Origin of the sequence: Micromonospora sp. NPDC047644 (assembly GCF_040704315.1) — a bacterium.
Taxonomy (GTDB): Bacteria; Actinomycetota; Actinomycetes; order Mycobacteriales; family Micromonosporaceae; genus Micromonospora.
Window position 1 is genome coordinate 66,672 of sequence record NZ_JBEYSY010000008.1, and the last position, 23,631, is coordinate 90,302.

The following is a 23,631-nucleotide window of genomic DNA, read 5'->3' on the forward strand; positions in this document are numbered from 1 at the left end:
CGAGCACGATCCGGCCCGGAGCGGCCGCCCTGGATCCGGGCGGCCGCACCGCGCCGGGTCAACACCACGTCAGCGTCGAGTTCACCCGGGTGACGTTGCTGATCGTGTTGTTCGCCCCACCGCAGGGGCTCTGGGTGATGTTGGTGCCGCTGACGGTCAGATTCTGGAACCGGATGCCGGAGGAGATCGGGAATTCACTCCGGGCCGCGATCCGCACCTCACCGCCGCCCGTGACCGTCCCGGAAACCCCGGCGATGACGACGTTGTAGCAGTTCTCCACCAGGATCGCGTTGTTCCCCGTGTTCGAGATCGTCACCCGGTCGATGACAGCGCCACCGGACTCGGACACGCAGAAGATCCCCCGGCCACCGCCGGACGCGAGCACGGTCCCGACCCGGATGTTGGTCGGGTACGAGTTGCCCACCCGGCCGTTGCGGTTGGCCATCCGGAACGCCGCGTACCCGGTTCCGGCCCCGGCGCCCTGCGCGTCGACAGTGCCAACGGTGGCGTTGATCGTGTCATTGAGCAGCAGACCCGAATCCCGGGTGTTCCGCGCGGTGACAGTGCCGATCGTCAGGCCGTCCACGCCGTACGTCTCCACCCCGTGGGTGCCGGTCCCCGACACGTACACCGTGTCGATGCGGATGTTGCGCACCTTGACCGCGCGATCTCCCCCGTGGTTGTCGATCCGGATGCCCAGACCGCCGGAGAGTCGCATGTCGATCTGCCCAAGGGTCAGGTTGTTCACGTTGCGCATGAAGATCCCGTACAACGGCGAACCGGTCAGCGTGAGGTTCTGCACCTCGACGTCAGTGGTTCCCCGCGAGTACACCGGCGCCTGGTCACCCGAGCCCGACCCGGTCACGTTGATCGTGCCGCACACGGCCAGCGTCGTGTACGACGGCAGCGACAACCGCGAGCCCGCACTCATCGAGCCGGAGCCGCGAACCACCACCCGCTGCTTCGACGTACGACCCGCCGAGAGCGAGTTGACCGCCGCCTGCATCGCCGACAGCATGTCCGAACCCGAGTAGACCGTCGACGAGCCGTTGCGGGCCGTCCAGGTGCTTCCACTCAGTACGGCCTCGGCGTTCGTCGACCCGCTGCCACAGCCGGTGGTCGGCGGCGTGCCGCCACCGCCGACCGTGACCAGTTGCCACTGCTGGTTCGTCCCGTTGAGGTCGGCGTACTGGCTGATCCGACCGCCGTCGGCGGTGGACCGCTCCCAGACCTCGAGTGCCTTCGCGGAGTGGCGGTTGATCAGCCGGACATAGCCGCTGTCGGAGTCGAGGACCTGGAACTGCTGGTTGGTGCCGTTGGCATCGGGCCACTGGCGGAACTCGGCGCCGTCGGCGGTGTTCCACTCCCAGAGGTCGACGACCTTGCCACTGTGCCGGGCCTTGAGCCGGTAGTAACCGCTGCCGGAGGAGACGAACTGGAACTGTTGCCACGCGCCGTCGTTGCGGGACCACTGCTGGATCACCGCGCCGTCCGCGGTCGAGGTGTCCCGGACGTCGAGGACCTTGCCGCTGTTGCGGTTGACCAGGACGTAGTACGCGTTGGTGTCGATGCTCGCAGCCACTGCCGGCGGTGCGCCGACCAGAACGGCACCGGCGGCGCCGACCAGCGTGGTGATCATGGCGAGCACCAGGCCCGTACGCCGGCCGCGACGGGTCGACCCACCGCCGGACGGTCTTCTCGTGCTGGTGAAGGGCATCGCTCCTCCTGGCTGGAATGGGCTCCGGGCGAACCGGAACGGGTGTCGACGACCGTGGGCACCTCGACCTGTGGGCGGTTACTCCAGGTGGAAGGTGGCCGAGGCGCGTTCGGCGCTCGAACTGACGGTCTCGATGTAGAGCAGCCCGTCGCGGTGGCGTACGTGGCGACCCGGGAAGTTCTGCGACTCCAGGGAGATCCCGGCGCTGTCGGCGAGGCCGGCTTGACGGCGGAAGCTCGCGTCGCCGCCGAACAGCGCCGAGCCGTCGTTCTTCTCCACGTACAGGGCGTAGCCCCGGTGACGTAGGTAGTAACCGGGGAAGTTGGTCGACTCCAGCGACACCGAGCCGGCACCGGCGAGACCGCTGACGATGCGGAACTGGGAGTCGGCCAGGTTTGCCACGTTCGGCTCGACCCGCGCCCGGTAGTCGTAGTGCCGGATGTAGCTGGTGGCCTGGTCGTGTGACCGCAGCCGCACCGGCGTGGCCCCGTCGGGCACCGGGATGCCGAAGTTGGGGGTGCCGTCGGCGTTCCAGTACACCTTCTGCAGCCGGGTGCGTCGGTTCGGGTCGTTGAGCGGATCGCCGGTGATGTCGCGGTAGTTCCGGTCGTGGTAGACGAGGATGTCGCTCTGCCCGTCCTCGGAGACGGTGAACGAGTTGTGGCCGGGGCCGTACTGGCTGGTGGCCGCATTGCTGGCGAACACCGGGCTGGGGCTCTTGCTCCAGGAGTTGGCGTCGAGCAGGTTCGCGCTGACGGAGGCGCTCAGCATGCCGAGGCAGTAGTTGGCGTCCGTGGCGCTGGCCGAGTAGGTCAGGAAGATCCGGCCGTTGCGTTGGATCACCGCCGGTCCCTCGGCGACCCGGTAGCCACGGGTCTCCCAGTCGTACGTCGGGACGACGAGCCGGGTCACGGTGCCGGTGATCTGCCACGGGTTGGCGCCCATCCGGGCGAGGTAGACGTTGGAGTTGTTCCCGATGGCCGGCTCCTGCTGGGCCCAGGTCAGATAGCGCACCCCGTTGGCGACAAAGGTCGAGGCGTCCAGACTGAACGTGTCCCAGGGTGTGGTGATCCGGCCGCGTTCGGTCCACGAACCGGTCAACGGGTTGGCGCTGGCGTTCTCCAACACGTACATCCGGATCCGCCACACGTCGTCGGTCCGGCCCGCGGCGAAGTAGACGTACCACCGGTTGTTGATGAAGTGGATCTCTGGTGCCCAGATGTGGGCGCCCATCTCGCCGCTGGTGTGGCGGCTCCAGATCGTCGTCTCCGCCGCCGTTGCCAACCCTTGCAGGGTGGTGGCCCGGCGCAGCACGATCCGGTCGTACTGCGGCACCGTCGCGGTCAGGTAGTAGTAGCCGTCGGTGTGCCGGAAGATGTGCGGGTCGGCTCGCTGGTTCACCAGCGGGTTGGTGTAGGCAACGGCGGGCGCGGCGTGCGCGGGCGCGGCCACGGGCAGGCCGGCCGACACGGACAGCACCACCAGGACCGCAGCCAGCAGCGACCGTACGCGTCGAGGGACGCCGTGGCCGGCAGGCCCCCGGTGGACGGCCCGAGGGGTGTTCGGGTCGGTTCGACGGGATGGCAGCGGCATCTGTCCTCCGCGAGCTCGGGATGACGACTGACCAGCACCGTGGGAGAGGCACGAAGGGCTGGGAATGTGACGGTGGCGTTACTACCAGGTGGCGGAGTTCATGTTGGCGTTAACATCGATAGATGTCAAGGTCCTCATCTCACCGGCACACCGGCGCGGTACACCGCGAGCGGACCGCGCAACACCGTGATGTCGTTCGTGGGATCACCGTCCACGATCAGCAGGTCGGCCTCGAATCCGGGGCGGACCCGGCCCTTGCGACGCCCCAGGCCACACACCTCGGCGCCGACCGAGGTCGCCGTGGCGAGGGCGACAGTGGCGGGAACTCCGCAGGCCACGTACTCGACGAGCGTCTCGGGCAGGATCCCGTGCGGCTTGGCGGGGCCGAGGCCCGCGTCCGAACCGGCCACCAGGCGGACCCCGGCCCGGTGCAGAGTGGCAACGCCGTCGCGCAGCGCGCCCTCGCTGAGCCCGGCCCGTGCCGCCATCTCCACCACCTCCGGTGGCGTGACCACGGCCGGGTCGGTGCCGAGCGTGGCACAGACCGCCACCCTGGACGCGGCCAGGCGGTCCGCGAGCTCCGCGGGGACACGGGCACCCGCAGCGGTCACGCAGGTGCAGTGCTCAATGCCGTCCACGCCCACGCGCAGCGCCTGCTCGACCGCGCTGAGCGCGTGCGCGTGCGCGGTCACCGGCAGGCCCAGATCATGGGCCTGCGTCAACGCGGCGGACAGTTCCTCGTCGGTGAACTGGGGCCTCGTGGTGTCGGTGCCCGGGGTGAACACCCCGCCGCTGGCCATGACCTTCACCAGATCGGCACCGGCCGCCGCCCGCAGACGTACGGCCTCGCGAACCCCGTCGGCACCGCCCACCTCACCCCCCAACGACCAGCAGTGCCCGCCGACGCTGGTGAGCGGTGCGCCGGACCCGACCACCGTCGGCAGGTCGTCCCGCACCCGCCGATCGCGCCAACGGAGCACCGCGCCACGCCGGTCGCCCAGGTCCCGGACCGTCGTCACGCCGGCGACCAGATGTCTGCGCAGTGACGCCTCGACGACTGCGTCGAGGTCCGTCTCGCGCTGCTCGGCGAGCCGGCCGAGCGCGTCCGGTCCGGCGTCGGCGCAGAGGTGTACGTGTGCGTCCACCAAGCCGGGTAGCAGGGTGCCGTTCGGCTCCTCGCGCACCGGCCAGCCTTCCGGCGCCTCGGCGTTACCCAGGTGCACATCGGCGATGCGCCCCTCGTCGAGCAGGATCAGCGCCCCGCCGCCCACGAGCCGTTCGCCGTCGAACATCCGGGCAACCCGGACCGCATGTCTCGTCATCGTCATCCCCGCCCACCCCGCTCGGCGCAGTCACCACCGGTCATGGCCTGACCATCGCACCGCCAGGTGCGCGCGGCCTCCCTCGCCAGAGCGATGTCTCGTCCCTCAGCCGAGTTAGCGGCCCGCCACATGGTGTTCCGCGCCGGAGATTCGTCCTTTGCTCTGCACCCGCGCACGCGCCAGGCACGGACCGTGACTGGCGCATGGGCGGGTGCAGAGCAAAGGGCGGGTGTCCCTGGTGTGGCAGGTCGACGCCCCCCACCACCTGCGCGCCCCGGACGGATACCTGGTCGAAGCTGGACACAGCCCTCGACGCCCCCCGGTCGCCTGGTCGTCTCCGCATCGATGTCCTCCTGGCATCACTCGGCGGGCTACCCTGACCTGCGGTGTTTCGTGACCACGTGACCTGAGGAGTCGATGCTGACATGACGTCAGGGCGACCGGTGCCGAGCCAGGACGAGGTGCTCGGGTACTTCGACACGCTGTCGAACTGGGGGCGATGGGGTGACGACGACGAACTCGGCACGCTCAACCACATCACCGACGACGTCCGGCTCGCGGCGGCGCGGGCAGTGCGCCACGGCAGGAGCGTGTCCTGCGCCTGGGACGTCACCGCGCCGGGAGACATGGAGCGGTCGACGACGACGTGCCCACGCGCCGCCGACATGCCGGGTGCGGAGAACATGCCGCCCGCCTTCCACGCCGACCGGCGCTGGGGCTTCTCGTCCGAGCGGCTCGGCATCTCGTTCCACGGCAACACCCTCACCCACCTCGATTCGCCGTGCCACATCTACTGGGACGGCGCCCTGTACAACGGACGGTCGCACTCGCTCGTCGACGCGGCGACGGGCTCGGCGTGGGCGGCCGTCACGGCGGCCGCGAACGGCATCGTCACGCGTGGTGTCCTGCTCGACGTCGCGACTGCCCGTGGTGTGCCGTGGTTGGAGCCGGGCCAGGGGGTGTTGCCCGGCGACCTCGAAGAGGCCGAGCGCCGCCAGGGCGTACGGGTACGACCCGGTGACGCCGTACTCCTGCGGACCGGCTACGGGCGATTCCGGCATGAGAACGGCGCGGCCAGCGGTTTCACCCAGGCCGGCTGGCACGCCTCCTGCCTGCCGTGGCTGCACGATCGGGGAGTGGCGCTGATCGGCGCCGACACCCCACAGGACGTTCAACCGTCGGGGTACGACGGCGTGTTGATGCCGGTCCACGCCGTGAGCCTCGTCGCGATGGGGCTGTGGATGCTCGACAACTGTGACCTGGAGGCCTGCGCGACGACGGCTGCCGAACTTGGTCAGTGGGACTTCCAGTTGGCGGTCGCGCCGGTTCGCTTCGCCGGAACGTCCGGCAGCCCGGTCAATCCGATCGCCACGTTCTGACCGTCGCGGCGGTGGCGGCTCCGTACCGGGTTCTGCCGCGCCATGAGGAAGGGGCTCCGGGTCCGACGCCGGTGCGGCATAATGCGGTAAGAGATAGAAGACTATGAATCTTGGCAGGGTTGTCGGCTGTGGTGAGACGCGGTCGGAGCAATCAGGCCGGGCCGGCAGCCGCAGGGCGCCGCCGGGTCAGGTTCGGGAGGCCACCACCATGACCATGCCGCGTCAGGAATACGTACCCGCCCGGGTCCGCCCGGTCCTCGCCGCCGCCGTGTCCATCCTCGTCGTGGCGGTGCTCGCCGCCGCCGGTCCGGCCCACGCCGCCGATCCGCCGCCCCGGGTGGCCAACCCCTATGTCGGCACCCAGGTCTACGTCAATCCCGAGTGGGTCGACCGCGCTGTGGCGGAACCCGGCGGCGACGCGGTCGCCGGTCAGCCGACAGCGGTCTGGCTGGACCGGATCGCCAGGATCGAGGGGGACCACGGAAGGATGGGGCTGCGCGAGCACCTGGACGCCGCCGTGGCACAGCACGCCGACCTCGTCCAGTTGACCCTCTACAACCTGCCGGCCCGCGACTGCGGCCGGCGGGGCCCGCAGGGTGAGCTGTCGATCGGGGACCTTGCCCGGTACCGGACGGAGTTCATCGATCCGATTGTCGAGATCCTCGCTGCACCCGACTACGCCGGCCTGCGGATCGTCGCCTTCGTCGAACCGAACTCGCTGCCCGACCTCGTCCTCAACACCGGCAACCGGTACGCGGCCACACCGGCCTGCGACGACGCGTTGGCGCGCGGCACCTACCAGCACGGGATCGGGTACGCCCTGGCACGGCTCGGATCCCTGTCCAACGTCTACTCCTACCTCGACATCAGTCACCACGCCGACGTCGGCTGGCCGGAGGACTCGGGTCCGCTGACGGCGCTGCTGTCGCAGGTCGCGACCACCGCCGGCAGCACGATGGCCGACGTTCACGGCTTCGTGGCCAACACCGCCAACTACTCGGTGCTGCACGAGGAACACTTCCGGGTCGACGATGTCATCAACGGCCAACCGGTGTACCAGTCGAAGTGGGTCGACTGGAACCCGTTCATCGATGAGGTGCCCTACGCCCGACACCTGCGGGGACTGTTGACGGAGGCGGGCTTCTCCCCGGACGCGGGCGTCGTCGTCGATACCTCCCGCAACGGTTGGGGCGGCCCGAACCGACCCGCCGGCCCGGCGCCCTCAAGCGATCTGAACCGGTACGTCGACGGCAGCCGGATCGACCGGCGGGCGGCGGTCGGGAACTGGTGCAACCAGCGGGGCGCCGGCCTCGGGCAGCGCCCGGTCGCCGAGCCGGAACCGGGCATCGACGCCTACGTCTGGGTCAAGCCGCCCGGCGAGTCCGATGGCATCAGCGCCAGTCCGAACGTCGGCCAGCCGTACGAGCCGATGTGTGACCCGAACTATCTGCCGCCTCGCGGATCCGCCTACGACACAGGTGCGATGCTCGGCTCGCCACCGTTAGGAGAGTGGTTCCCGGCGCACTTCCGTCAGTTGTTGGCCAACGCCTGGCCGCCCCTGTGATGCTCCCGCCATGGCCGCGCGCCGTCGGTAGTCGGCGGCCACGGCTATGACGAGCGGGCCCCACGCGAGCATCGGCGCGTAGTAGCGGAACACCTCCCAACCGGGAGGCGGGTGCACCGGTTCGTCGTCGCCGATGCCTACCCAGCCACTCTGCACGAAGTGGAACCTCTGATTCAGGAGGAAGTAGACGCAGATGGCGACCAGCGACCAGCCACCGATCAGCGCGGCGCGCACGACCGGACGTGCCGGGACGCGACGTCCACCGATGCGTGGTACCCAGTGCGGGAACCACTGCCCCCACCGGTGCACGAGCCCGAGCGTCAGCAGGGCCAGTCCCATCGACAGAGCGGACAGGAAGATCATGTACCACTGTGTGACGGCATCGTCGGTGAACACCAACGACAGGCGCCAGACCGCGGACGGCAGGACGCAGAGCGGGACGGCGTAGGCGGCCCAGATCGCCCAGCGCGGCGGGGCGGCGGTCGAGACGTGGGCAGAGTCAGTGCGGCTCATTGATGCTCCGATCCTGAGAGGGCGGTCCTGGTGGTGTCGGTCGAGGTGGCGAGGGCGTAGCCGGTGGTGGTGACGGCCAACGACACTCCCCAGCCGAGGAACACCAGCAGCGTGGCGGTGGCGGCCCATCCGTCCCACAGGTCGGACCAGCGAGTGTCACCGGCGAGCAGTCGGTCGACGAGCACCGTGATGCTCAGCACCCCGTAGGTGACCAGAGTGAGCGCCACCACGCCGGCCGAGATCACCGCCAACTGTCGGGGGACCTGTCGACCGCGTAGTCCCGGCACCCAGCGCGGGAACTGCTGCCCCCATCGCTGGACCAGCCCGAGAACGAGCAGGCCGGCAAGCGGCGGGACGAGCGTGATGGCCACTCCCGTCGTCGTCGAGAAGTCCCGTTGCATGTCGGTCAACTCCCGCTGAGAGATGCCGATCGGAACGCCGAGCACCCACAGCGCGTGGGGCACGGCCCAGCCGACCACGGGCAGCGCGACGGCGACGTACGCCCAGCGGCGCGTCCACAGCGGCACCGGCCGGTAGTCGACGGCGGCCGGTCCGCGCCGAGGTCCGGACGCGTTCGCGAGCCCGGCGAACAGGACGCCACCGGCCACCAGCACGAGCCGAGCTGCGAGGTCACGCCAGTCCGAGGGGCGCCCCGCCAGCGCTGCCGGGATCTCGAAGAGCAGGTGCAGCGGGAACGCGGCCACCAGGAGCAGCGCGGCGGCGGCCCAACTGCCGGCGGTCGCCCAACGGCCAGGAAACCGCACCGTGCAACCGAGCGCCACCGCGAGGGCGACGCCGACCCCCACCGTGCCCCACCCCGACCAGAACGGCAACGCTACGACCTGGTCCGCACCACACCCGCCCGCCGGGTCGACGAGATCGGTGCGATCGCAGGCGGTGTAACCCCACCGGCCACCCGCGATCCAGTACAGCCGTTGGGCCACTGCGGCGGCTGCGAACACGGCACACGCCAGCGCCCACGGTCTGGAGCGGCTCGATACCTCAACGACAGCCATGGACAAACGATCGCCGGCCGCAGCCGGGTTCTCCTCCCCGACAAAAGGGGAGGTGCTCCCTCCGCCGGGGGACAGGCTGCGCCGGGTACGGACCTGGCTGTTCGTTCCGCTGGTTCTCGGTCGACAGCGCCGGCAACATCGAGAAGAACGACGACCCGACGAATAACGACAAGCGCAACAGCTACCGCACCGCGACGATCAGGATCGCCAAGAGGTCACGACGGTCAGCGGCCGTACACCTCCAGCTCCCACAGCGAGTAGCCGTACGCGGGCAGAGCCCGCTGGGTGCCCTGGATACGCAGGTAGCGACCGGTCGCCGAGACGGCGATGTCGTCCACACCGCCGTCGCCGGTGGTCGTGGTGTGCACCGGTGACCAGGTGGCGTTGTCCGGCGACACCTGGACCTGGTACGCCCGCGCGTATGCCGCCTCCCAGCTCAGCCGGACCCGGTCGAGGGTGCGGGACGCGCCGAGGTCCACCGAGATCCACTGCGGGTCGGCGTACGCGCTGCCCCAGCGGGTGGTCGTGTTGCCGTCCACGGCGTTGGTGGCCGCGTGCGTGCTCCCCGGCTCCACGCTGGACGTGGTGACCGGCCTGCCCCGGGAGAGCAGGGTGCTCCCGGCGGCGGTTCCGTAGACGTTGAGGTCCCACAGCGAGTAGCCCCACTGAGTGGCGCGTTGGGTGCCGTACACCCGCAGGTAGCGGCCGGTGCCGGTGACGGTGAGGTCGTCGACGCCGCCGTCGCCGGTGGTCGTGGTGTGCACCGGTGACCAGGTGGCGTTGTCCGGCGACACCTGGACCTGGTACGCCCGCGCGTGGGCCGTCTCCCAGGCCAGCCGGACCCGGTTGATCGCGTACGAGGCCCCCAGGTCGACCGTGATCCACTGCGGGTCCGCGTACGCGCTGCCCCAGCGGGTGGTCGTGTTGCCGTCCACGGCGTTGCCCTCCGCGTGCGCGCTGCCCGGCTCGATGCTGGACGCCGTCACCGGCCGGCCCTGGGCCAGGTCGGTGGCGGGCGGCTCACTCGGGCCGTCGGTCCTGACCCGCACGTTGCGATAGCTGATGTCCATTCCGGCGCCGTCGTTCTGCAACCCGATGTAGCCGTTGGCGATGGCCCGGCTGCTGACATAATCGTTGATCTTGACGCCGTTGAGCCAGATATCGACCCGCTGGCCGTGCACGCCGATCTCGTAGGTGTTCCAGGAGCCGGGTGGGTTGAGCGCCGCCGCGCGGGCGGCCTGGTCGGGTGCCTGGAAGCTGTAGACGCTGCCGGTGGTGCGCGTCGGGTCGCCGTCGGTGGCGTCGATCTGGATCTCGTGACCGGCGGCGACCGGGCCCCACGGGTCGCCCTGCGGATCGGGGAAACCGATGAAGACCCCGCCGTTGTCGTCGCCCGGCATCATCCAGTCGACCTTGAGCGAGTAATTGGCGAAGGTACGCACCGGGTACCAGAGCAACCCCATGCCACCGTTCGACGTGAGGGTGCCGTCGGCCAGGGTGAAGCCGCCCGGGCCCGTCTGCCGCCACTGCCCGAGGCTGGCCTGGGTGCCGTCGAACAGCGGGGTGTAGCCGGGCTCCGGCCGGCAGTCGGCCGGCACCGCCCCGGCCGCCACCTGGATGCCGCCCAGCAGCATTCGAGTGAAGTTCGGGTCGACGTAGCTCTGCTCGGTGTGGCCGAGGCCGGTGTACCAGGAGCGTCCGCCGCCGTAGCTGTGGCACCAGGTGATCGGGTGATCACCACCCATCGACCCACCGGTGTACGACGACTCGTCGAGGTTGGCCAGCACCTTGACCGCCGAGCGGGGATTGGCCCGGTAGTTGTACCACTCGTCGGTACGGGTCCAGGTCGACGGCAGGTGCGCGGTCGAGACGTTGGCCCTGTCCTCGACCCGTACTGTCGCCTGCTGGGTGGCCGGGTGCGAGGCGAAGTACCCGCCGACCAGCCCGCCGTACCACTGCCAGTCGTACTCGGTGTCCGCGGCGGCGTGCACTCCGACGAAACCCCCGCCGGCGGCCACGTACGCCTCGAAGGCGCCCTGCTGGCCGGCGTTGAGCACGTCCCCGGTGGTGCTGAGGAAGACCACCGCCTGGTACTGGGCGAGGTTGGCGGTGGTGAAGGTCCCCGCGTCCTCGGTGGCGGTGACGGTGAAGCCGTTCGCAGCGCCGAGCTGCTGGATGGCGGCGATGCCGTTGGGGATGGAAGAGTGCCGGAAGCCGGCGGTCTTGGAGAAGACCAGGACCTTGCCCAACGGTGCGGCCTCGGCCGGGGCAGAGGCCACCGTCGCCGCACCGGCGGCGAGGGTGAGTCCGGCGACGACGGCGGCGGTGAGTGGCGTCAACTTCATCGACACGATCTCCTCTGGATCGTCGTGCGGATGCAGGTCTCGCACCCCGGGAAGTGCCCCGGTGTGCCCGCGTCCGCCGAAACGAGGGCGATGTCGAGACAACGCGGAGCGGCGTCACCGTGCCGGGTTGACGGCATCCGGATGAACATCGATCCACATCGTTGATGTGCAGTTAACAACGGGTGCCAGTGAGGGTCAATCCCTGCGGATGGCCCGGATCGGCCCGCCCGATCATCCGCCTGACAGAACCTCGCCGCGCACTTCGGGCTCGGGCGGCGACGGGTGGTCCTGGGCTCCTAGTCTGACGACCATGAAGACGCGCAGGCCGGTGCTGGTGGTCGCCCTCGTCACGGTCGCCACGATGGTGCTGGTGGCCGGCGGGTGCGTCACGGCCGGGATCCTGGCCGTTCGAGATGATCCTGCCGACGTGCGTTCGTGCCAGAAGTCGTTGCAGGTGGCCGAGGCGAAAGTTCGGACCGACCGCTGGGAGCCGCCGACGGAGTTGCCGGACCTCGGCGATTACCTCGAGATCCACTGGCAGTTGCGTGCTGGCGGCAACCCGTGTTCCCGAGTGCCCGGCCCGACGGACTGGGCGTACCAGGGTGTGATCAAGCTGCGTCCGAAAGACGCCAGAGCGTTGGCGGAGCGGTATGAATTCCGGCCCTGGTCCTCCGTCAACCCGGATGAGCTGTCCCACTCCAGCGAGCCCGCGGACGCGTGGCCCGCCCTCGTCCCCTTCCTGCCGACCGCGCCGACATGGCTGCACAGCACGTTGTACAACGAGGGGAATCCGTCGACACGATGGCGCGTCGGATTCCTCGACGTCGAACATCAGACGCTCTTCTTCCTGCTCAACGACCACTAGAGTGGCCGGCCCACGGCGGATAGCCGGAAGGTCCCACAGCCGGCGGTCTCTGTCCCTCGCTCGGCGATGTTGCACTCGCTGTCCCGACATAAGGCTCATTTCGTCCGCATGGACAACTGAAACTGCGTGATCGCCGCTGCTGGGCAGCCTTGTCGACGCTTGATTCAATCGGCATGCATCAATAGATTGAGAGCGGGCGTCGCCGAGGTCCCGGGGGACCGGGCCGTCGGCGGCTGACAGGTCCACCCCGAGCCGGGCATGTCGGTCGTACGCGCGACCGTTCGCTGTGGCGCACCGCCGCGCCACATCCAGGGCACGTTGCCACGTCTCGTCCGTCCAGGACGCGCCGCCGTGCCGCCTCCGCTCAGCTCGATGGCAGAAGGACCCTTCATGACGATCTTCCGTGCCCGCCCCGCCGCGACCCTGGTAGTCGCCGCGCTGGCCGCCGCCGCGACCACCACCGGAGCGGCCCTGCTCACCGGCCCGGCCGCCGCCGCCCAGGGCTGCCGGGTCGATTACACACCCAATCAGTGGCCCGGCGGATTCACCGCCACCGTCAAGGTCTCCCCGGGGGACGCCGCCGTCTCCGGTTGGACCGTCACCTGGACGTACGCCGGGGACGAGCGGGTCACCAGCGGCTGGAACGCCACGGTCAGCCAGTCCGGCTCGACGGTGACCGCCCGCAACGCGTCGTACAACGGCAGCATCCCGGCCGGCGGTTCCACCGAGTTCGGGTTGCAGGGCACGTACGGCACCAGCGGCGGCGCACCAACCGGGTTCAGCCTGAACGGTGTGCCGTGCAACGGCGCCGTGCCGCCGACCACCCCGCCGCCGACGACGCCTCCGCCCACCACCCCGCCGCCGACGACGCCTCCGCCCACCACGCCTCCGCCCACCGAGCCGCCGGCCGGGTGTGCCGACGCGGTGCTCTGCGACGGCTTCGAGGGCCAGACCGGTTCGACGCCGTCCGGTGACTGGGCCGTGGTGAGCCCGGACTGTTCCGGCGCGGGTACCGCCACCATCGACACGGCGACCGCGCACAGCGGCGGCCGGTCGGTCCGGATCAACGGCGCTGCCGGGTACTGCAACCACGTCTTCATCAGATCCACGAAGAACCTCGGCAGCGTGGGCAACGTCCGGTACGGCCGGATCTGGGTGCGACACACCACCGCCCAGCCCACCGAACACACCACGATGATGGCGATGGCCGACGCGGCCGACGGCAACAGGGACCTACGGTTGGGTGGCCAGAACGGCGCCCTGCAGTGGAACCGCGCCTCCGACGACGCGACCCTGCCCGAGCAGAGCCCGGCCGGGGTGGCGCAGAGCCTGCCGCTGCCCACCAACCGGTGGACCTGTGTGGAGTTCATGGTGGATGGCGCGGCCGGTCAGCTGCGTACCTGGGTGGACGGGACGGCCGTCCCCGGGCTGACCGCGGACGGCGCGCCGACGCACGACATCGACGGCCAGTGGTACAACCGCACCTGGCGGCCGCAGCTCACCGACCTGAAGCTGGGCTGGGAGAGCTACGGCGGCGGAGCCGACACCCTCTGGTACGACGACGTCGCGCTGGGGTCCAGCCGGATCGGCTGCTGACCCTTCGGGGTTGTGGACGAGGCCGTCGGCGACCTGCCGTCAGTCGATGGACGTGTCAAGGGTGTGACTCGGGCGTCGGGTCACACCCTTGGCGCGTCGGCGTCGGCCAGACCGGGCTGAACCGGTGCGGTCTCCTCCGCGGGTCGGCGCGTCGCACCCCGCCTGCCGGGCCGTGGAAGCGCTGTTGGTATGTTCCCGCTTATGAAAACCGTTTTCGTTAAGGCGGGCCTGTGTCTGGTCCTGGCCGCCACCGGTTGCTCCGACGGCGGAGCCGCCGCACCAGCCGCGCAGGGCCACCTGGCCACCCCGGTGCACCTGACCAACTGCGGACTGCCGGTCAGCGTCACCGCGCCACCCCAGCGAGCGATCGCACTGGAACAGAACGCCACCGAGATCATGCTCAGCCTCGGTCTCGCCGATCGGATGGCCGGCACCAGCTACCAGACCGACCCGGTGCTGCCCGACCTGCGCCCCGCCTACGAGAAGGTGCCGGTGCTGGCCAAGCTCTACCCGTCCCGAGAGGCGGTGCGGGCGGCGAACCCGGACTTCGTCTACTCGACCTACACCTCCGCGTACGCGTCCGACGCCGCCGGCTCGCGCGCCGACCTGGCCACGCTCGGCGTACCGGCGTACCTCTCCGAATTCGCCTGCGAAAAGCCGGCGGACGCGACCCAGACGGTCACCTTCGACGGGATCTTCGATGAGATCCGCGACATCGCCGGCGTCTTCGGCGTCCCGGAGCGGGCGGACAGGCTGATCCGCGACCAGCAGAGTCGGTTGGACGCCGCCCGAGGTGCGGCGTCAACGGCCGCGCCGAGCCCCGGCCCGTCACTGCTCTGGTACTACTCCGGAACGAGCACCCCGTACGTGGCCGGGCACGGCGGGGTTCCGGACGCGATCAGCTCGCTGCTGGGCGCCCGCAACACGTTCACAGATGCCAGCCAGAAGTGGCCGGCCGGCAACTGGGAGGAGATTGCCAAACGCAACCCGGAGGTGATCGTGTTGGCCGATCTGACCCGGGGTGGCGACGGCGACAGCGCTCAATCGAAGATCGATTTCCTGCGCCGAAACCCGGTGACGTCGAAGCTGGACGCGGTGGTCGCCGGACGGTTCGTCACGGTGCCCGGCTCGTCGATGGATCCGTCGATCCGCAGCGTCCAGGCGGCGGAACTGGTCGGCGCCGACCTGCACGGGACCGCCCGATGACCCCGCCGGCCGACGTCGACGTCGACGTGCTGGACCAGTCGAGCGCCCGCCGCCTGCTCGAACTGTGGAACGACCAGCAGTCCGCCTACGTCGCCCACCGCGACCTGCGGTTCGACGCGATGGCCGACGTGCTGCGGCTGCACTGCCCGGACAACCTCACGATCCTCGATCTGGCCTGCGGTCCCGGTGCGATCAGCGACCGTTTCCTGACCCGATTCCCCCGCGCCACCGCCGTCGCTGTCGACTACGACCCGATCCTGCTGACGGTCGCGCGGCGTGCTCTGGAGCGGTACACCGCACGGGTCGAGGTCCACGACGTCGACCTGGTGGCCGACGGCTGGGAGCAGGCGCTGACCGGACGGCGGATCGACGCCGTGCTCACCTCGACGGCACTGCACTGGCTCGCGCCGGAGCAACTGCTGCGGGTCTACACCGTCGCGGCGCGGTTGCTGCCCGTCGGTGGTGTGCTGCTCAACGCCGATCACCTCCGCTACGACGAATCGGCGCCCACCCTGCGTGACATCGCCGGTCGGCACGACGCGCAGGTGCAGCGGGAGGCATTCGCCGCCGGAGCGCTCACCTACTCCGCCTGGTACGCCGAGGCGGCCCGACACCCGGAACTGGCCGGGTTGGTCGCCGAGCGGGAACGGCGGTTCGCCGACCGACCGCCGCCGGCCCCAGCGTCACTGGAATTCCACCTGGCTGCCCTTCGCGCGGCTGGCTTCGCCGAGGTCGGCACGGTCTGGCAGTACCTCGACGACTACGTGGTGTTCGCCCGCCGATGAACGCCCGAGTCGCACGATCCCTCGTCTCGGCGAGCGGCCCGCTCGCGTCGACGCGACGGGACTCGCCATCCGCTACCAGCATCTCGAGAAACGGCCGGTACGTCCTTCCGGTGGCCCTGCTTCTGCTGCTGCTCACCATCGTGGCGGCGGTCAGCGTGGGTTCGGCCGACCTGCCGGTCGACAGCGTTCTGCGCGCGGTGGCCAGCCACCTGGGCCTCCCGGTCCAGCCCCTACCGCCGTTGCCGGACAGCATCGTGTGGGATCTCCGGTTACCCCGGGTGCTGTTGGCCGCGTTGGTCGGTGCCGGTCTGGCGGTGTGCGGGGCGGTCCTTCAGGCGCTCACCCGTAACCCGCTGGCCGATCCGTTCCTGCTCGGTGTCTCGTCCGGCGCCTCCACCGGGGCGGTAGCGGTGCTGGTACTCGGCATCCGGATCGGCGGCGGCCCGGTCGACCTGACCACCGGCGCGTTCGTCGGCAGCATGGCCGCGTTCGGCGCGGTGCTGCTGCTGGCCGGACGGCGGGCCGGCGAGCCGACCCGGATCGTTCTCGCCGGGGTGGCCGTCTCGCAGCTCTTCGGCGCGGTGACCAGCCTGATCGTGATCTCCGACGCGCACACCCAGGACACCCGTAGCGTGACGTTCTGGCTGCTCGGTTCGCTGACGGCGGCCTCCTGGGCGTCGGTGACGCTGAGCGCCGTGACTGTCGGCGTCGGCCTGCTGGTCTGCTGGGCCAGCGCGACGGCACTGGACGCGTTCGCGTTCGGCACCGACACCGCCCGCTCGCTCGGCTTCTCGCCCGGGCGCACCCGGCTGCTGCTGTTCACCGTCACCGCTCTGATGGCAGCCGCGCTCGTCGCGGCGAGCGGCGCGATCGGTTTCGTCGGGTTGACAGTGCCACACGCCGTACGGTTCCTGTTCGGCTCGCCGCATCGCACGTTGCTGCCCGCCTGCGCGGTGATCGGCGCGATCTTCCTGGTCTGGGCGGACACCGTGGCGCGGACCGTCTTCTCGCCGCAGGAGCTGCCGGTGGGCGTGCTCACCGCGCTGCTCGGGGTGCCGGTGTTCGCGCTGGTCATGCGACGCCGGACGAGTGCGCCGTGATCGCGCCGGGCACCGCCGGCCGGGGAGCGGATGGCAGTGGACCGGCGACCGGCAACGACCCGTACCCGGCGGGAGCGTTGCCGGCGCGGCTGGACGCGGACGGGATCGGGTGGGGCGTGGCCGGCGTACGGATCCTGGTCGGGGTGGCGCTCACCGCCGAACCGGGCGCCACGGTCGGGTTGCTCGGGCCGAACGGCTCCGGCAAGTCGAGCCTGCTGCGGCTGCTTGCCGGGCTGACGCGGCCGGAGTCCGGGCGGGTGCTGCTCGACGACGTCGCGGTGGACGCGATACCCCGGCGTGCGCGGGCCCGGCGGATCGCTGTGGTCACCCAACAGGCGGCCACCGACGTGGAGATGTCCGCACTGGAGGTGGTTCTGCTGGGCCGGACCCCGTACCGGCCCCGTCTTGCCGGGGTCGGCGGCGCGGACCTGGACCTGGCGCGGCGGGCGCTCGCCGAGGCCGGCCTGGCCGGGTTCGAGCAGCGGCGCTGGTCCAGCCTGTCCGGTGGTGAGCGGCAGCGGGTGGATCTGGCCCGCGCTCTGGTGCAGGAACCGGATCTGCTGCTGCTCGACGAGCCGACCAATCATCTGGACATCCGGCATCAGTTGGAGCTGCTGCGATTCCTCGCCGAGTCGCCGAGCACCGTGGTGGTGACCCTGCACGATCTCAATCTGGCCGCGCAGTACTGCGACCGGCTGGTGCTCCTGCAGGGCGGGCGGATGGTCGCGGCGGGTACGCCCGTCGAGGTTCTCACGACGAGCCGGATCGAGCAGGTCTACCAGGTGCGCACTGACATCGACATCGCCGCTGGCGGCCGGCCCCGGATCTGGTACCGGGGTCATGCGACGGGTGCCGACGGAGCTGACGAGGCGCGGGCCCCGACATCGCGGCACCCATCTGCGGGCCTCAGGCGGGAGGATGTCTGAACACTGTTTGGTCCGCGCGGTGCAACGGGCGGGGAAGCGCACTGCCGCGTCCGCTCTCGGCAGCCGCGCGGTCGGGGACCGAGCGGCAGCCGCGCGGTCGGGGACCGAGGAGAGTGCGACATTGGGCAGCACGTTGACCGACATCCTGGACGCGGCGGCGCACGGGTCCTTCCCGCCACCGGACGGCGGGACCACAGTGGTGCCACAGCCGAGCCGCCGGGACGCCGGAGTCATCGCCTTCACCGGGCACTCGGTGGTGTTCACCGACGAGGACCCCCAGTGGGTACGCCGTACGTTGGCGACCATCGACTGCGACCCGCTGGCGGCCACGATGAATCCGCGTTTTCTGGGCGCGCTGCTCGACCACACCCGGCGCTCCATGGACACGATCGACCTGTTGACCGTGGCGAGCAGCCTTGACGGGCCGCCTGCACTGCCGCTGACCGCGCTGGCGGACGCGGGTCATCCTCGTGAGGTCAGGGCTCGCCGTCGCCGTGACGAGGTCCGTGTCTGGGCCACCGACGGCGGGGTCGTCGTCCTCGGCCGAGGGGTGGCCGGCCGTTGGGAGGCGGCGATCGAGGTCGACGACGAGCATCGCCACCGGGGCCTCGGGCGGGCACTGGCGACGGCCGCCCGACACCTGGTGCCCGACGGCCAGCCGGTCTGGGCCCAGCAGGCCGCCGGCAACGCGCGCAGCGTGCGGGCCTTCCAGGCGGCGGGTTTTCGACCAGTGGGCGCCGAAGCGCTCCTCCTCGCGACGTAGACACTGCACCGGACGAACCACTGTGGGCCGAACCGTGATCAGCGGGATGGTTTCCGCGATCACTCCCGGGGGCATCCCGGCGGACGAAGGCAACCGCCCTCTACCCCTGATCGAGGAGAACACCATGTCGGCCCAGGCTTTTCTCTACGTCGTCGCCGTCATTTTGATCGTGCTCGCCGCCCTGCCGCTGCCCACGAGGGGTGTCTCGCTCGCGCTTCTGGGTGCCGCCTGCGCCCTGCTCGCCTACGCCTGGCCGGTGATCACCGACTGACCTTCCGGTGGGTCGTCCGGTCGGTGGCCGGCAGCCAGAGCGTGATCGGGCCGCCGGTCACCGACCTTGATTACGTTGCCTCACTGGGCCGCCGTTCGCCGTCGTTGGCGGTACGCGGCGGCCTTGGCGCGGTCCCCACAGCCGCGCATCCCGCACCAGCGCCGCCGCGCGCCTCGCGAGCGGTCGACGAACGCACGGGTGCAGTGTTCGTCGGCGCACCAGCGGAGGGCCAGCCGGTCGTCGCTGGCGTGCAACTCCAGGCAGTCACGGGCGAGGACTGTCAGGACGGCGGGCAGATCGCCGTCGCGGTGCAGCCCGTCGACGTCGAGGCGCAGCGCGGGCACGGGTCCTGCCGCCGCCTCATTGACCAGATCGCGATCTGCCGTGGCCGCGTCCGTGCCGTCGATCAAGGCCTGGACCAGGCGGAACATCGCCTCTCGGATCGCCTTCACGTGCCGCAGGCCGGCGTCGTCCACATCGGGCGCCTGCTCGACGATGCCGGCCTGGACGGCCCAGTCCGCGAATTGTGTCGGCGTGGTCAGCTGCTCAACGTCAGCGTGGCCGCGCTCGGCGAGGGTGGGAAGGAAGTCCAGTACCGGCCGATCAGCGATGAACTCGAACATCACGTCACCATATTGACCGGTGACGCGATGTGGTGCAAGAGTAAGCCAATGTCATCACCGGTCGAACAGGTGACGGAGCCGGCTCCCGGCAACCGCCGCGACGCTGCTCGGCTGAGTCGCTACCTGGTCGCGGCGCTGCTGGCCCGTACCGCTGACGAAGGCGCCAGGGTCGCGCTGGTGATCTTCGCGCTGGACCGGACGGGCAGCGCGGCCACCGGAGCGATGCTGGTCGCGACCCTGCTCCTCCCACACGTCGTGGCAGCGCCCCTGGTCGGCGGGCTGGTCGACCGGTCGCGACGACCGGCAGCCGTGCTCGCCGCCGCGATCGCCGTCTTCGCCGGCGCCCTCGCGGCCCCGGTCGCCCTGCTCGGTCACGCGCCGCTGTGGCAGACCTACCTCGTCCTCGCCATAGCGGGAGGTTGCGGACCCGCGGTGACCGGCGGGCTGACCAGCCAACTGGCCGACCTCGCCGCGCCCGGGCACGAGGCGCGCGCCTTCGCGCTGGACTCGTTGTCCTACACCGTCGCCGGCATGGCCGGACCCGCGACGGTGGGGCTGGTGGTGGCGTACGCCAGCCCGAGCGCCGCCATCATCGCGCTCGCGGTCGCCGGCTCGATCGGCTCGCTCGGTGTCGCATTCCTGCGCCTGCCCGCCCCCTCCGCCGGAGAGCGGACCCCAGCGGTCGACCTGTTTGAGGGTGCCCGCGAGATCGTGCGGAACCAGGCTCTGCGAACGATCACACTCGCCACCAGCGTCGGCCAACTGGGCCTCAGCGGTCTTGCTGTCGTTGCCACCACCCTCGCTGGGGCTGCGCACCAACCCGGCCGAGCTGGGCTGCTCCTCAGCGTGACCGCGGGTGGCGCGTTCGTGGGATCACTGCTCTGGGCGTGGCGTCCCCTGCCGGCGTCCCGCGCGCCTCTCGCGACGGTCTGGGCCATGGTCGCGGTCGGCGTACCCCTCGCGATGGCCGCCCTCGTGCACTCCCTGTCGCTGGCCGCCGCGCTGTTCGCGCTGTCCGGGCTCTTCACCGGACCGTTCGCCGCGGCGCTGTTCCTGGCCCGGAGCCAACTGGCCGCCGAGGCGACCCGTACGCAGGTCTTCACCATCGGCGCCGGGTTGAAGATGGCCGCCTCGGCGATCGGTATCGGTCTCCTGGGTCTCGCCACCGACCTGCCGGTGAGCGCCCAACTGCTGGTGGTGGCCGCCTTCCCGATTGTCGCGGGCATCGCCGGCGGTGTACTGCTGCGGCGCCCACGAGCGGTCACTGGCGGACACATCGATGCTTGCTGAGCTTCTTTCACAAGCGTAGGAAGGACACCACCCGTCGATCCGCCGTCCAGCGTCGAAGGAGATGCGTGTGACCACCTCCAGAGGGCTCCGTCTCGCCCTGTCCGTGCTGGTGACGGCGGGTGCCGTCCTGCTCGGCACGGCGGCCCCCGCCGCACCGCCGACGACGCCCGCACCGGGCGGGCACCCGTCCTGCGACCCGATCGACCCGGCGGCGTGCCTGCTGCCGTTCCCGAACGACTACTTCACCGTGGCGGACCGGAGCAGCCCCACCGGCAAGCGGGTGCGGTTCTCCGCCGCCGCGATGCCCGCCAACGTGCAGGGAACTCCGATCGACCCGACGGAGTGGAACCGGCAGGACGGGTTCAGTCCGGGCTCTCCGATCCTGGTGCGCGTACCCGGCCTCGACGCCGCGGCGAGCGGGATCGCTCCGGTCACCGACATCGGCCGCTCGCTGGCCCCGAACGCGCCGATCGTGCTGCTCAACACCCGCACCGGTGAGCGCACGCCGTACTGGGCCGAGGTGGACGCGCACGCCACCGGTCAGCCCGACCGGCAACTGCTGATCATCCGGCCGGCGGTGGCGCTGACCGAGGGCACCCGTTACGTCGTCGGGTTGCGCGGCCTGCGGGACGGCAACGGCTCGTCGATCCCGACGCCGAAGACGTTCACGGCCTACCTGACCGCTGCCGGTTCCCAGCAGCGGGACGCGCGGGGGCCGCACCTGAGGCGGATCGTCGGCGAGCTGGGCCGGGCCGGCGTCAAGCGGCACAGCCTCTACCTGGCCTGGGACTTCACGGTGGCCAGCCGGCACGGGCTGACCGGGCGGATGGTGGCGGTCCGGGACGACGCTTTCACCGACCTCGGCCGGGCCGCGCCGCCGGTCACCGTCACCCAGGTGACCGACTATTCGCCGGAGCAGGATCCGCTCATCGCCCGACAGGTGACCGGCACCGTCGGCGTACCGTCCTATCTGACCGGTGACGGCGGGCCCGGCTCCCGCCTGCACTACGGGCCCGCCGGCGGCGCCGGGACGCCACCCACCCCGAACGCCCTGCCCACACCGTCCGGCGCGACGCTGGCCGCCGACTTCGTCTGCAACATCCCGCGCAGCGCCTCGGCCGCGCGGCCGGCCCACCTCTCGCTCTACGGCCACGGACTGCTCGGACGGCCGACCGAGATCAACGCCGGCAACGTCAGGACGATGTCGAACACCCACAACTTCACCTTCTGCGCGACCAGTTGGATCGGCATGGCCGCCGCCGACGTTCCCTTTGTGGCCAACGCCTTCACCGACCTCAGCGTCTTCCCCGCGGTGGCGGACCGGTTGCAGCAGAGCTTCCTGAACTTCCTCTTCCTGGGTCGCGCGATGATCCACCCGGCTGGGTTCGCCGCCCACCCGGCGTTTCGGGACGCCACCGCCCGGCCGCTGATCGATCGCGTCGGCGGGCTGCACTACGACGGCAACAGCCAGGGCGGCATCAACGGAGGTGCCCTCACCGCCATCGCCCAGGACTGGACCCGGTCGGTGCTCGGCGTACCGGCGATGAACTACTCCACACTGCTGCAACGCAGCGTGGACTTCGCACCGTTCCAGACGGTGCTGGACGGCTACTACCCGGACAAGGTCGACCAACAGTTGGTCCTCGCGCTGCTGCAGATGTTGTGGGACCGGTCCGAGGCCAACGGGTACGCCCAGCACATGACCGACCGGCCGCTGCCGCGTACCCCGGCGCACCAGGTGCTCATGCACGTGGCCTTCGCCGACCAGCAGGTCTCGCCCGCCGCGGCGGAGGTGCAGGCGCGCACCATCGGCGCGCGCCTGCACACCCCCGCGCTCGCCGACGGCTGGTCACTGGACGTCCGGCCGTACTGGGGCATCACGCCGATCCGCCGCTACCCGTACACCGGTTCGGCGATGGTCGTCTGGAACAGCGGCGCCGCGTACGCGCCACCACCGACCAACCTCGCCCCGGCCGGGCCGGAGTACGGCGACGATCCACACGAGTTCCCCCGCGCCCAGGCCGGAGCCCAGAAACAGAAGGCGGTCTTCCTGCTCACCGGCACGGTCATCGACGTCTGCGCGCGGACACCCTGCCCGTGACGCCGGGCCCGCCGGGACCACCGTCCCGGCGGGCCCGGCGCGGCGCTAGGTCCGTGGCGTCATCCCCACGAGCAGAGCGGTGAGCACGCGATCGACGTACTCATGGGTCAGCGGTTCCTGCGTGATGAGGAACTGGAAGTAGAGCGGGCCGGACAGGATCGCCATGGCCACGGCCAGGTCGAAGTCGGGTGAGATCTGCCCCCGCTGCTGTGCGCTGCGCAGCCGGGCGACGGTCCGGTCGGCCTGCGGGCGGATGAATCGTTCGTTGAGGGCGGCGGCGACCATCGGATCGTGCTGGGCCTCGCCGATCAGGGCCCGGTAGAGAGGGCCCAGTGGCGGCTGGCCCAGGAGGTCGACCGCCGCGTGGATCTGTTGGCGCAGGTCGGCCGCGATGTCGCCGGTGTCGGGATAGTCGAGTGCGGGTTCGCCCGAGGTGAGCACCGCGTCCAGGAACAGGGCGCCTTTGGAGGGCCAGCGCCGGTAGATCGTGTGCTTGCCGACGCCGGAGCGGGCCGCGACCCCTTCGATGCTCAGTTTGGCGTAACCAATTTCCTGCGCCAACTCCAGCGTCGTACGCATGATCGCGTTGGTCCGGTCGGCGGCCCTGGTGCGGCGGTCGTCGGTCATGCCACCACTGTAGCGGCACGGCACGTGCC

The 23,631-nt window shown here is 70.7% G+C and carries 20 protein-coding genes; 12 read left to right on the plus strand and 8 right to left on the minus strand.

The annotated features are described in order from the left end of the window. Nucleotides 1–58: 58 nt before the first annotated feature. The 3 genes from AB0877_RS14885 to AB0877_RS14895 form a co-directional block, all read right to left on the minus strand. Nucleotides 59–1,717, minus strand: coding sequence for an RICIN domain-containing protein (locus AB0877_RS14885; RefSeq protein ID WP_366609105.1), 1,659 nt, complete (start codon nucleotides 1,715–1,717; stop codon nucleotides 59–61). Nucleotides 1,718–1,795: 78 nt separating this feature from the next. After that, nucleotides 1,796–3,310, minus strand: a complete 1,515-nt coding sequence (locus tag AB0877_RS14890) for a family 43 glycosylhydrolase (protein WP_366609106.1) — start codon at nucleotides 3,308–3,310, stop codon at nucleotides 1,796–1,798. Nucleotides 3,311–3,444: 134 nt separating this feature from the next. Beyond that, entirely contained in the window at nucleotides 3,445–4,632 is a 1,188-nt protein-coding gene (locus AB0877_RS14895) for an amidohydrolase family protein (RefSeq protein WP_366609107.1), read from the minus strand. Nucleotides 4,633–5,057: 425 nt separating this feature from the next. Between AB0877_RS14895 and AB0877_RS14900 the strand changes: the two genes are divergently transcribed. Continuing rightward, the gene (locus AB0877_RS14900) at nucleotides 5,058–6,011 is read left to right on the plus strand and encodes a cyclase family protein (protein ID WP_366609108.1); all 954 of its coding nucleotides are present in this window, start codon (nucleotides 5,058–5,060) and stop codon (nucleotides 6,009–6,011) included. 208 nt (nucleotides 6,012–6,219) lie between these two features. After that, nucleotides 6,220–7,575 (plus strand): glycoside hydrolase family 6 protein, encoded by a 1,356-nt coding sequence (locus tag AB0877_RS14905; protein ID WP_366609109.1) that lies wholly within the window; start codon nucleotides 6,220–6,222, stop codon nucleotides 7,573–7,575. On the opposite strand, the gene AB0877_RS14910 is transcribed toward AB0877_RS14905, so the two are convergent. From AB0877_RS14910 to AB0877_RS14920, 3 genes are all read right to left on the minus strand, one after another. Further along, a complete protein-coding gene (locus AB0877_RS14910; RefSeq protein WP_366609110.1) occupies nucleotides 7,513–8,088 on the minus strand; it encodes a hypothetical protein in 576 nt (191 codons plus the stop codon). The two genes, AB0877_RS14905 and AB0877_RS14910, sit on opposite strands and share 63 nt — an antisense overlap. Beyond that, on the minus strand, nucleotides 8,085–9,104 hold the full coding sequence (locus AB0877_RS14915) for a hypothetical protein (RefSeq protein WP_366609111.1): 1,020 nt from the start codon (nucleotides 9,102–9,104) through the stop codon (nucleotides 8,085–8,087). The genes AB0877_RS14910 and AB0877_RS14915 overlap by 4 nt, the downstream gene beginning before the upstream one ends. A gap of 224 nt (nucleotides 9,105–9,328) precedes the next feature. Continuing rightward, nucleotides 9,329–11,449 (minus strand): ThuA domain-containing protein, encoded by a 2,121-nt coding sequence (locus AB0877_RS14920; protein WP_366609112.1) that lies wholly within the window; start codon nucleotides 11,447–11,449, stop codon nucleotides 9,329–9,331. 208 nt (nucleotides 11,450–11,657) lie between these two features. Here AB0877_RS14920 and AB0877_RS14925 point away from each other — a divergent pair, with 208 nt between their 5' ends. The 8 genes from AB0877_RS14925 to AB0877_RS14960 all read left to right on the plus strand — a co-directional run bounded on the left by AB0877_RS14925 (nucleotide 11,658) and on the right by AB0877_RS14960 (nucleotide 18,961). Continuing rightward, nucleotides 11,658–12,314 carry a hypothetical protein gene (locus AB0877_RS14925; protein WP_366609113.1) on the plus strand — a complete coding sequence of 219 codons (657 nt, stop codon included), beginning with the start codon at nucleotides 11,658–11,660 and terminating at the stop codon, nucleotides 12,312–12,314. Nucleotides 12,315–12,704: 390 nt separating this feature from the next. Next, entirely contained in the window at nucleotides 12,705–13,910 is a 1,206-nt protein-coding gene (locus AB0877_RS14930) for a cellulose-binding domain-containing protein (RefSeq protein WP_366609114.1), read from the plus strand. A 201-nt stretch (nucleotides 13,911–14,111) separates the two neighbouring features. Continuing rightward, complete coding sequence (locus AB0877_RS14935) at nucleotides 14,112–15,116, plus strand: ABC transporter substrate-binding protein (RefSeq protein WP_366609115.1); 1,005 nt, start codon at nucleotides 14,112–14,114, stop codon at nucleotides 15,114–15,116. Further along, entirely contained in the window at nucleotides 15,113–15,901 is a 789-nt protein-coding gene (locus AB0877_RS14940; protein ID WP_366609116.1) for a class I SAM-dependent methyltransferase, read from the plus strand. Before AB0877_RS14935 ends, AB0877_RS14940 begins: the two co-directional genes overlap by 4 nt. Before the next feature lie 110 nt (nucleotides 15,902–16,011). Further along, nucleotides 16,012–17,001 carry an iron chelate uptake ABC transporter family permease subunit gene (locus AB0877_RS14945; RefSeq protein WP_366609117.1) on the plus strand — a complete coding sequence of 330 codons (990 nt, stop codon included), beginning with the start codon at nucleotides 16,012–16,014 and terminating at the stop codon, nucleotides 16,999–17,001. Continuing rightward, nucleotides 16,998–17,927, plus strand: a complete 930-nt coding sequence (locus AB0877_RS14950; protein ID WP_366609118.1) for an ABC transporter ATP-binding protein — start codon at nucleotides 16,998–17,000, stop codon at nucleotides 17,925–17,927. Before AB0877_RS14945 ends, AB0877_RS14950 begins: the two co-directional genes overlap by 4 nt. 121 nt (nucleotides 17,928–18,048) lie before the next feature. Beyond that, nucleotides 18,049–18,690, plus strand: coding sequence for a GNAT family N-acetyltransferase (locus tag AB0877_RS14955; protein ID WP_366609119.1), 642 nt, complete (start codon nucleotides 18,049–18,051; stop codon nucleotides 18,688–18,690). A gap of 124 nt (nucleotides 18,691–18,814) precedes the next feature. After that, on the plus strand, nucleotides 18,815–18,961 hold the full coding sequence (locus tag AB0877_RS14960) for a hypothetical protein (RefSeq protein ID WP_366609120.1): 147 nt from the start codon (nucleotides 18,815–18,817) through the stop codon (nucleotides 18,959–18,961). A gap of 80 nt (nucleotides 18,962–19,041) precedes the next feature. Here AB0877_RS14960 and AB0877_RS14965 read toward each other — a convergent pair whose 3' ends face one another. Then, the gene (locus tag AB0877_RS14965; protein ID WP_366609121.1) at nucleotides 19,042–19,584 is read right to left on the minus strand and encodes an ABATE domain-containing protein; all 543 of its coding nucleotides are present in this window, start codon (nucleotides 19,582–19,584) and stop codon (nucleotides 19,042–19,044) included. 48 nt (nucleotides 19,585–19,632) lie between these two features. Here AB0877_RS14965 and AB0877_RS14970 point away from each other — a divergent pair, with 48 nt between their 5' ends. Together AB0877_RS14970 and AB0877_RS14975 are read left to right on the plus strand one after the other, a co-directional pair. Beyond that, entirely contained in the window at nucleotides 19,633–20,874 is a 1,242-nt protein-coding gene (locus AB0877_RS14970) for an MFS transporter (protein ID WP_366609122.1), read from the plus strand. 61 nt (nucleotides 20,875–20,935) lie between these two features. After that, nucleotides 20,936–22,975: a hypothetical protein gene (locus AB0877_RS14975; RefSeq protein WP_366609123.1), complete on the plus strand. Its 2,040-nt coding sequence runs from the start codon at nucleotides 20,936–20,938 to the stop codon at nucleotides 22,973–22,975. 45 nt (nucleotides 22,976–23,020) lie between these two features. On the opposite strand, the gene AB0877_RS14980 is transcribed toward AB0877_RS14975, so the two are convergent. Beyond that, nucleotides 23,021–23,602 (minus strand): TetR/AcrR family transcriptional regulator, encoded by a 582-nt coding sequence (locus tag AB0877_RS14980; RefSeq protein WP_366609124.1) that lies wholly within the window; start codon nucleotides 23,600–23,602, stop codon nucleotides 23,021–23,023. Between the last annotated feature and the right edge of the window lie 29 nt (nucleotides 23,603–23,631).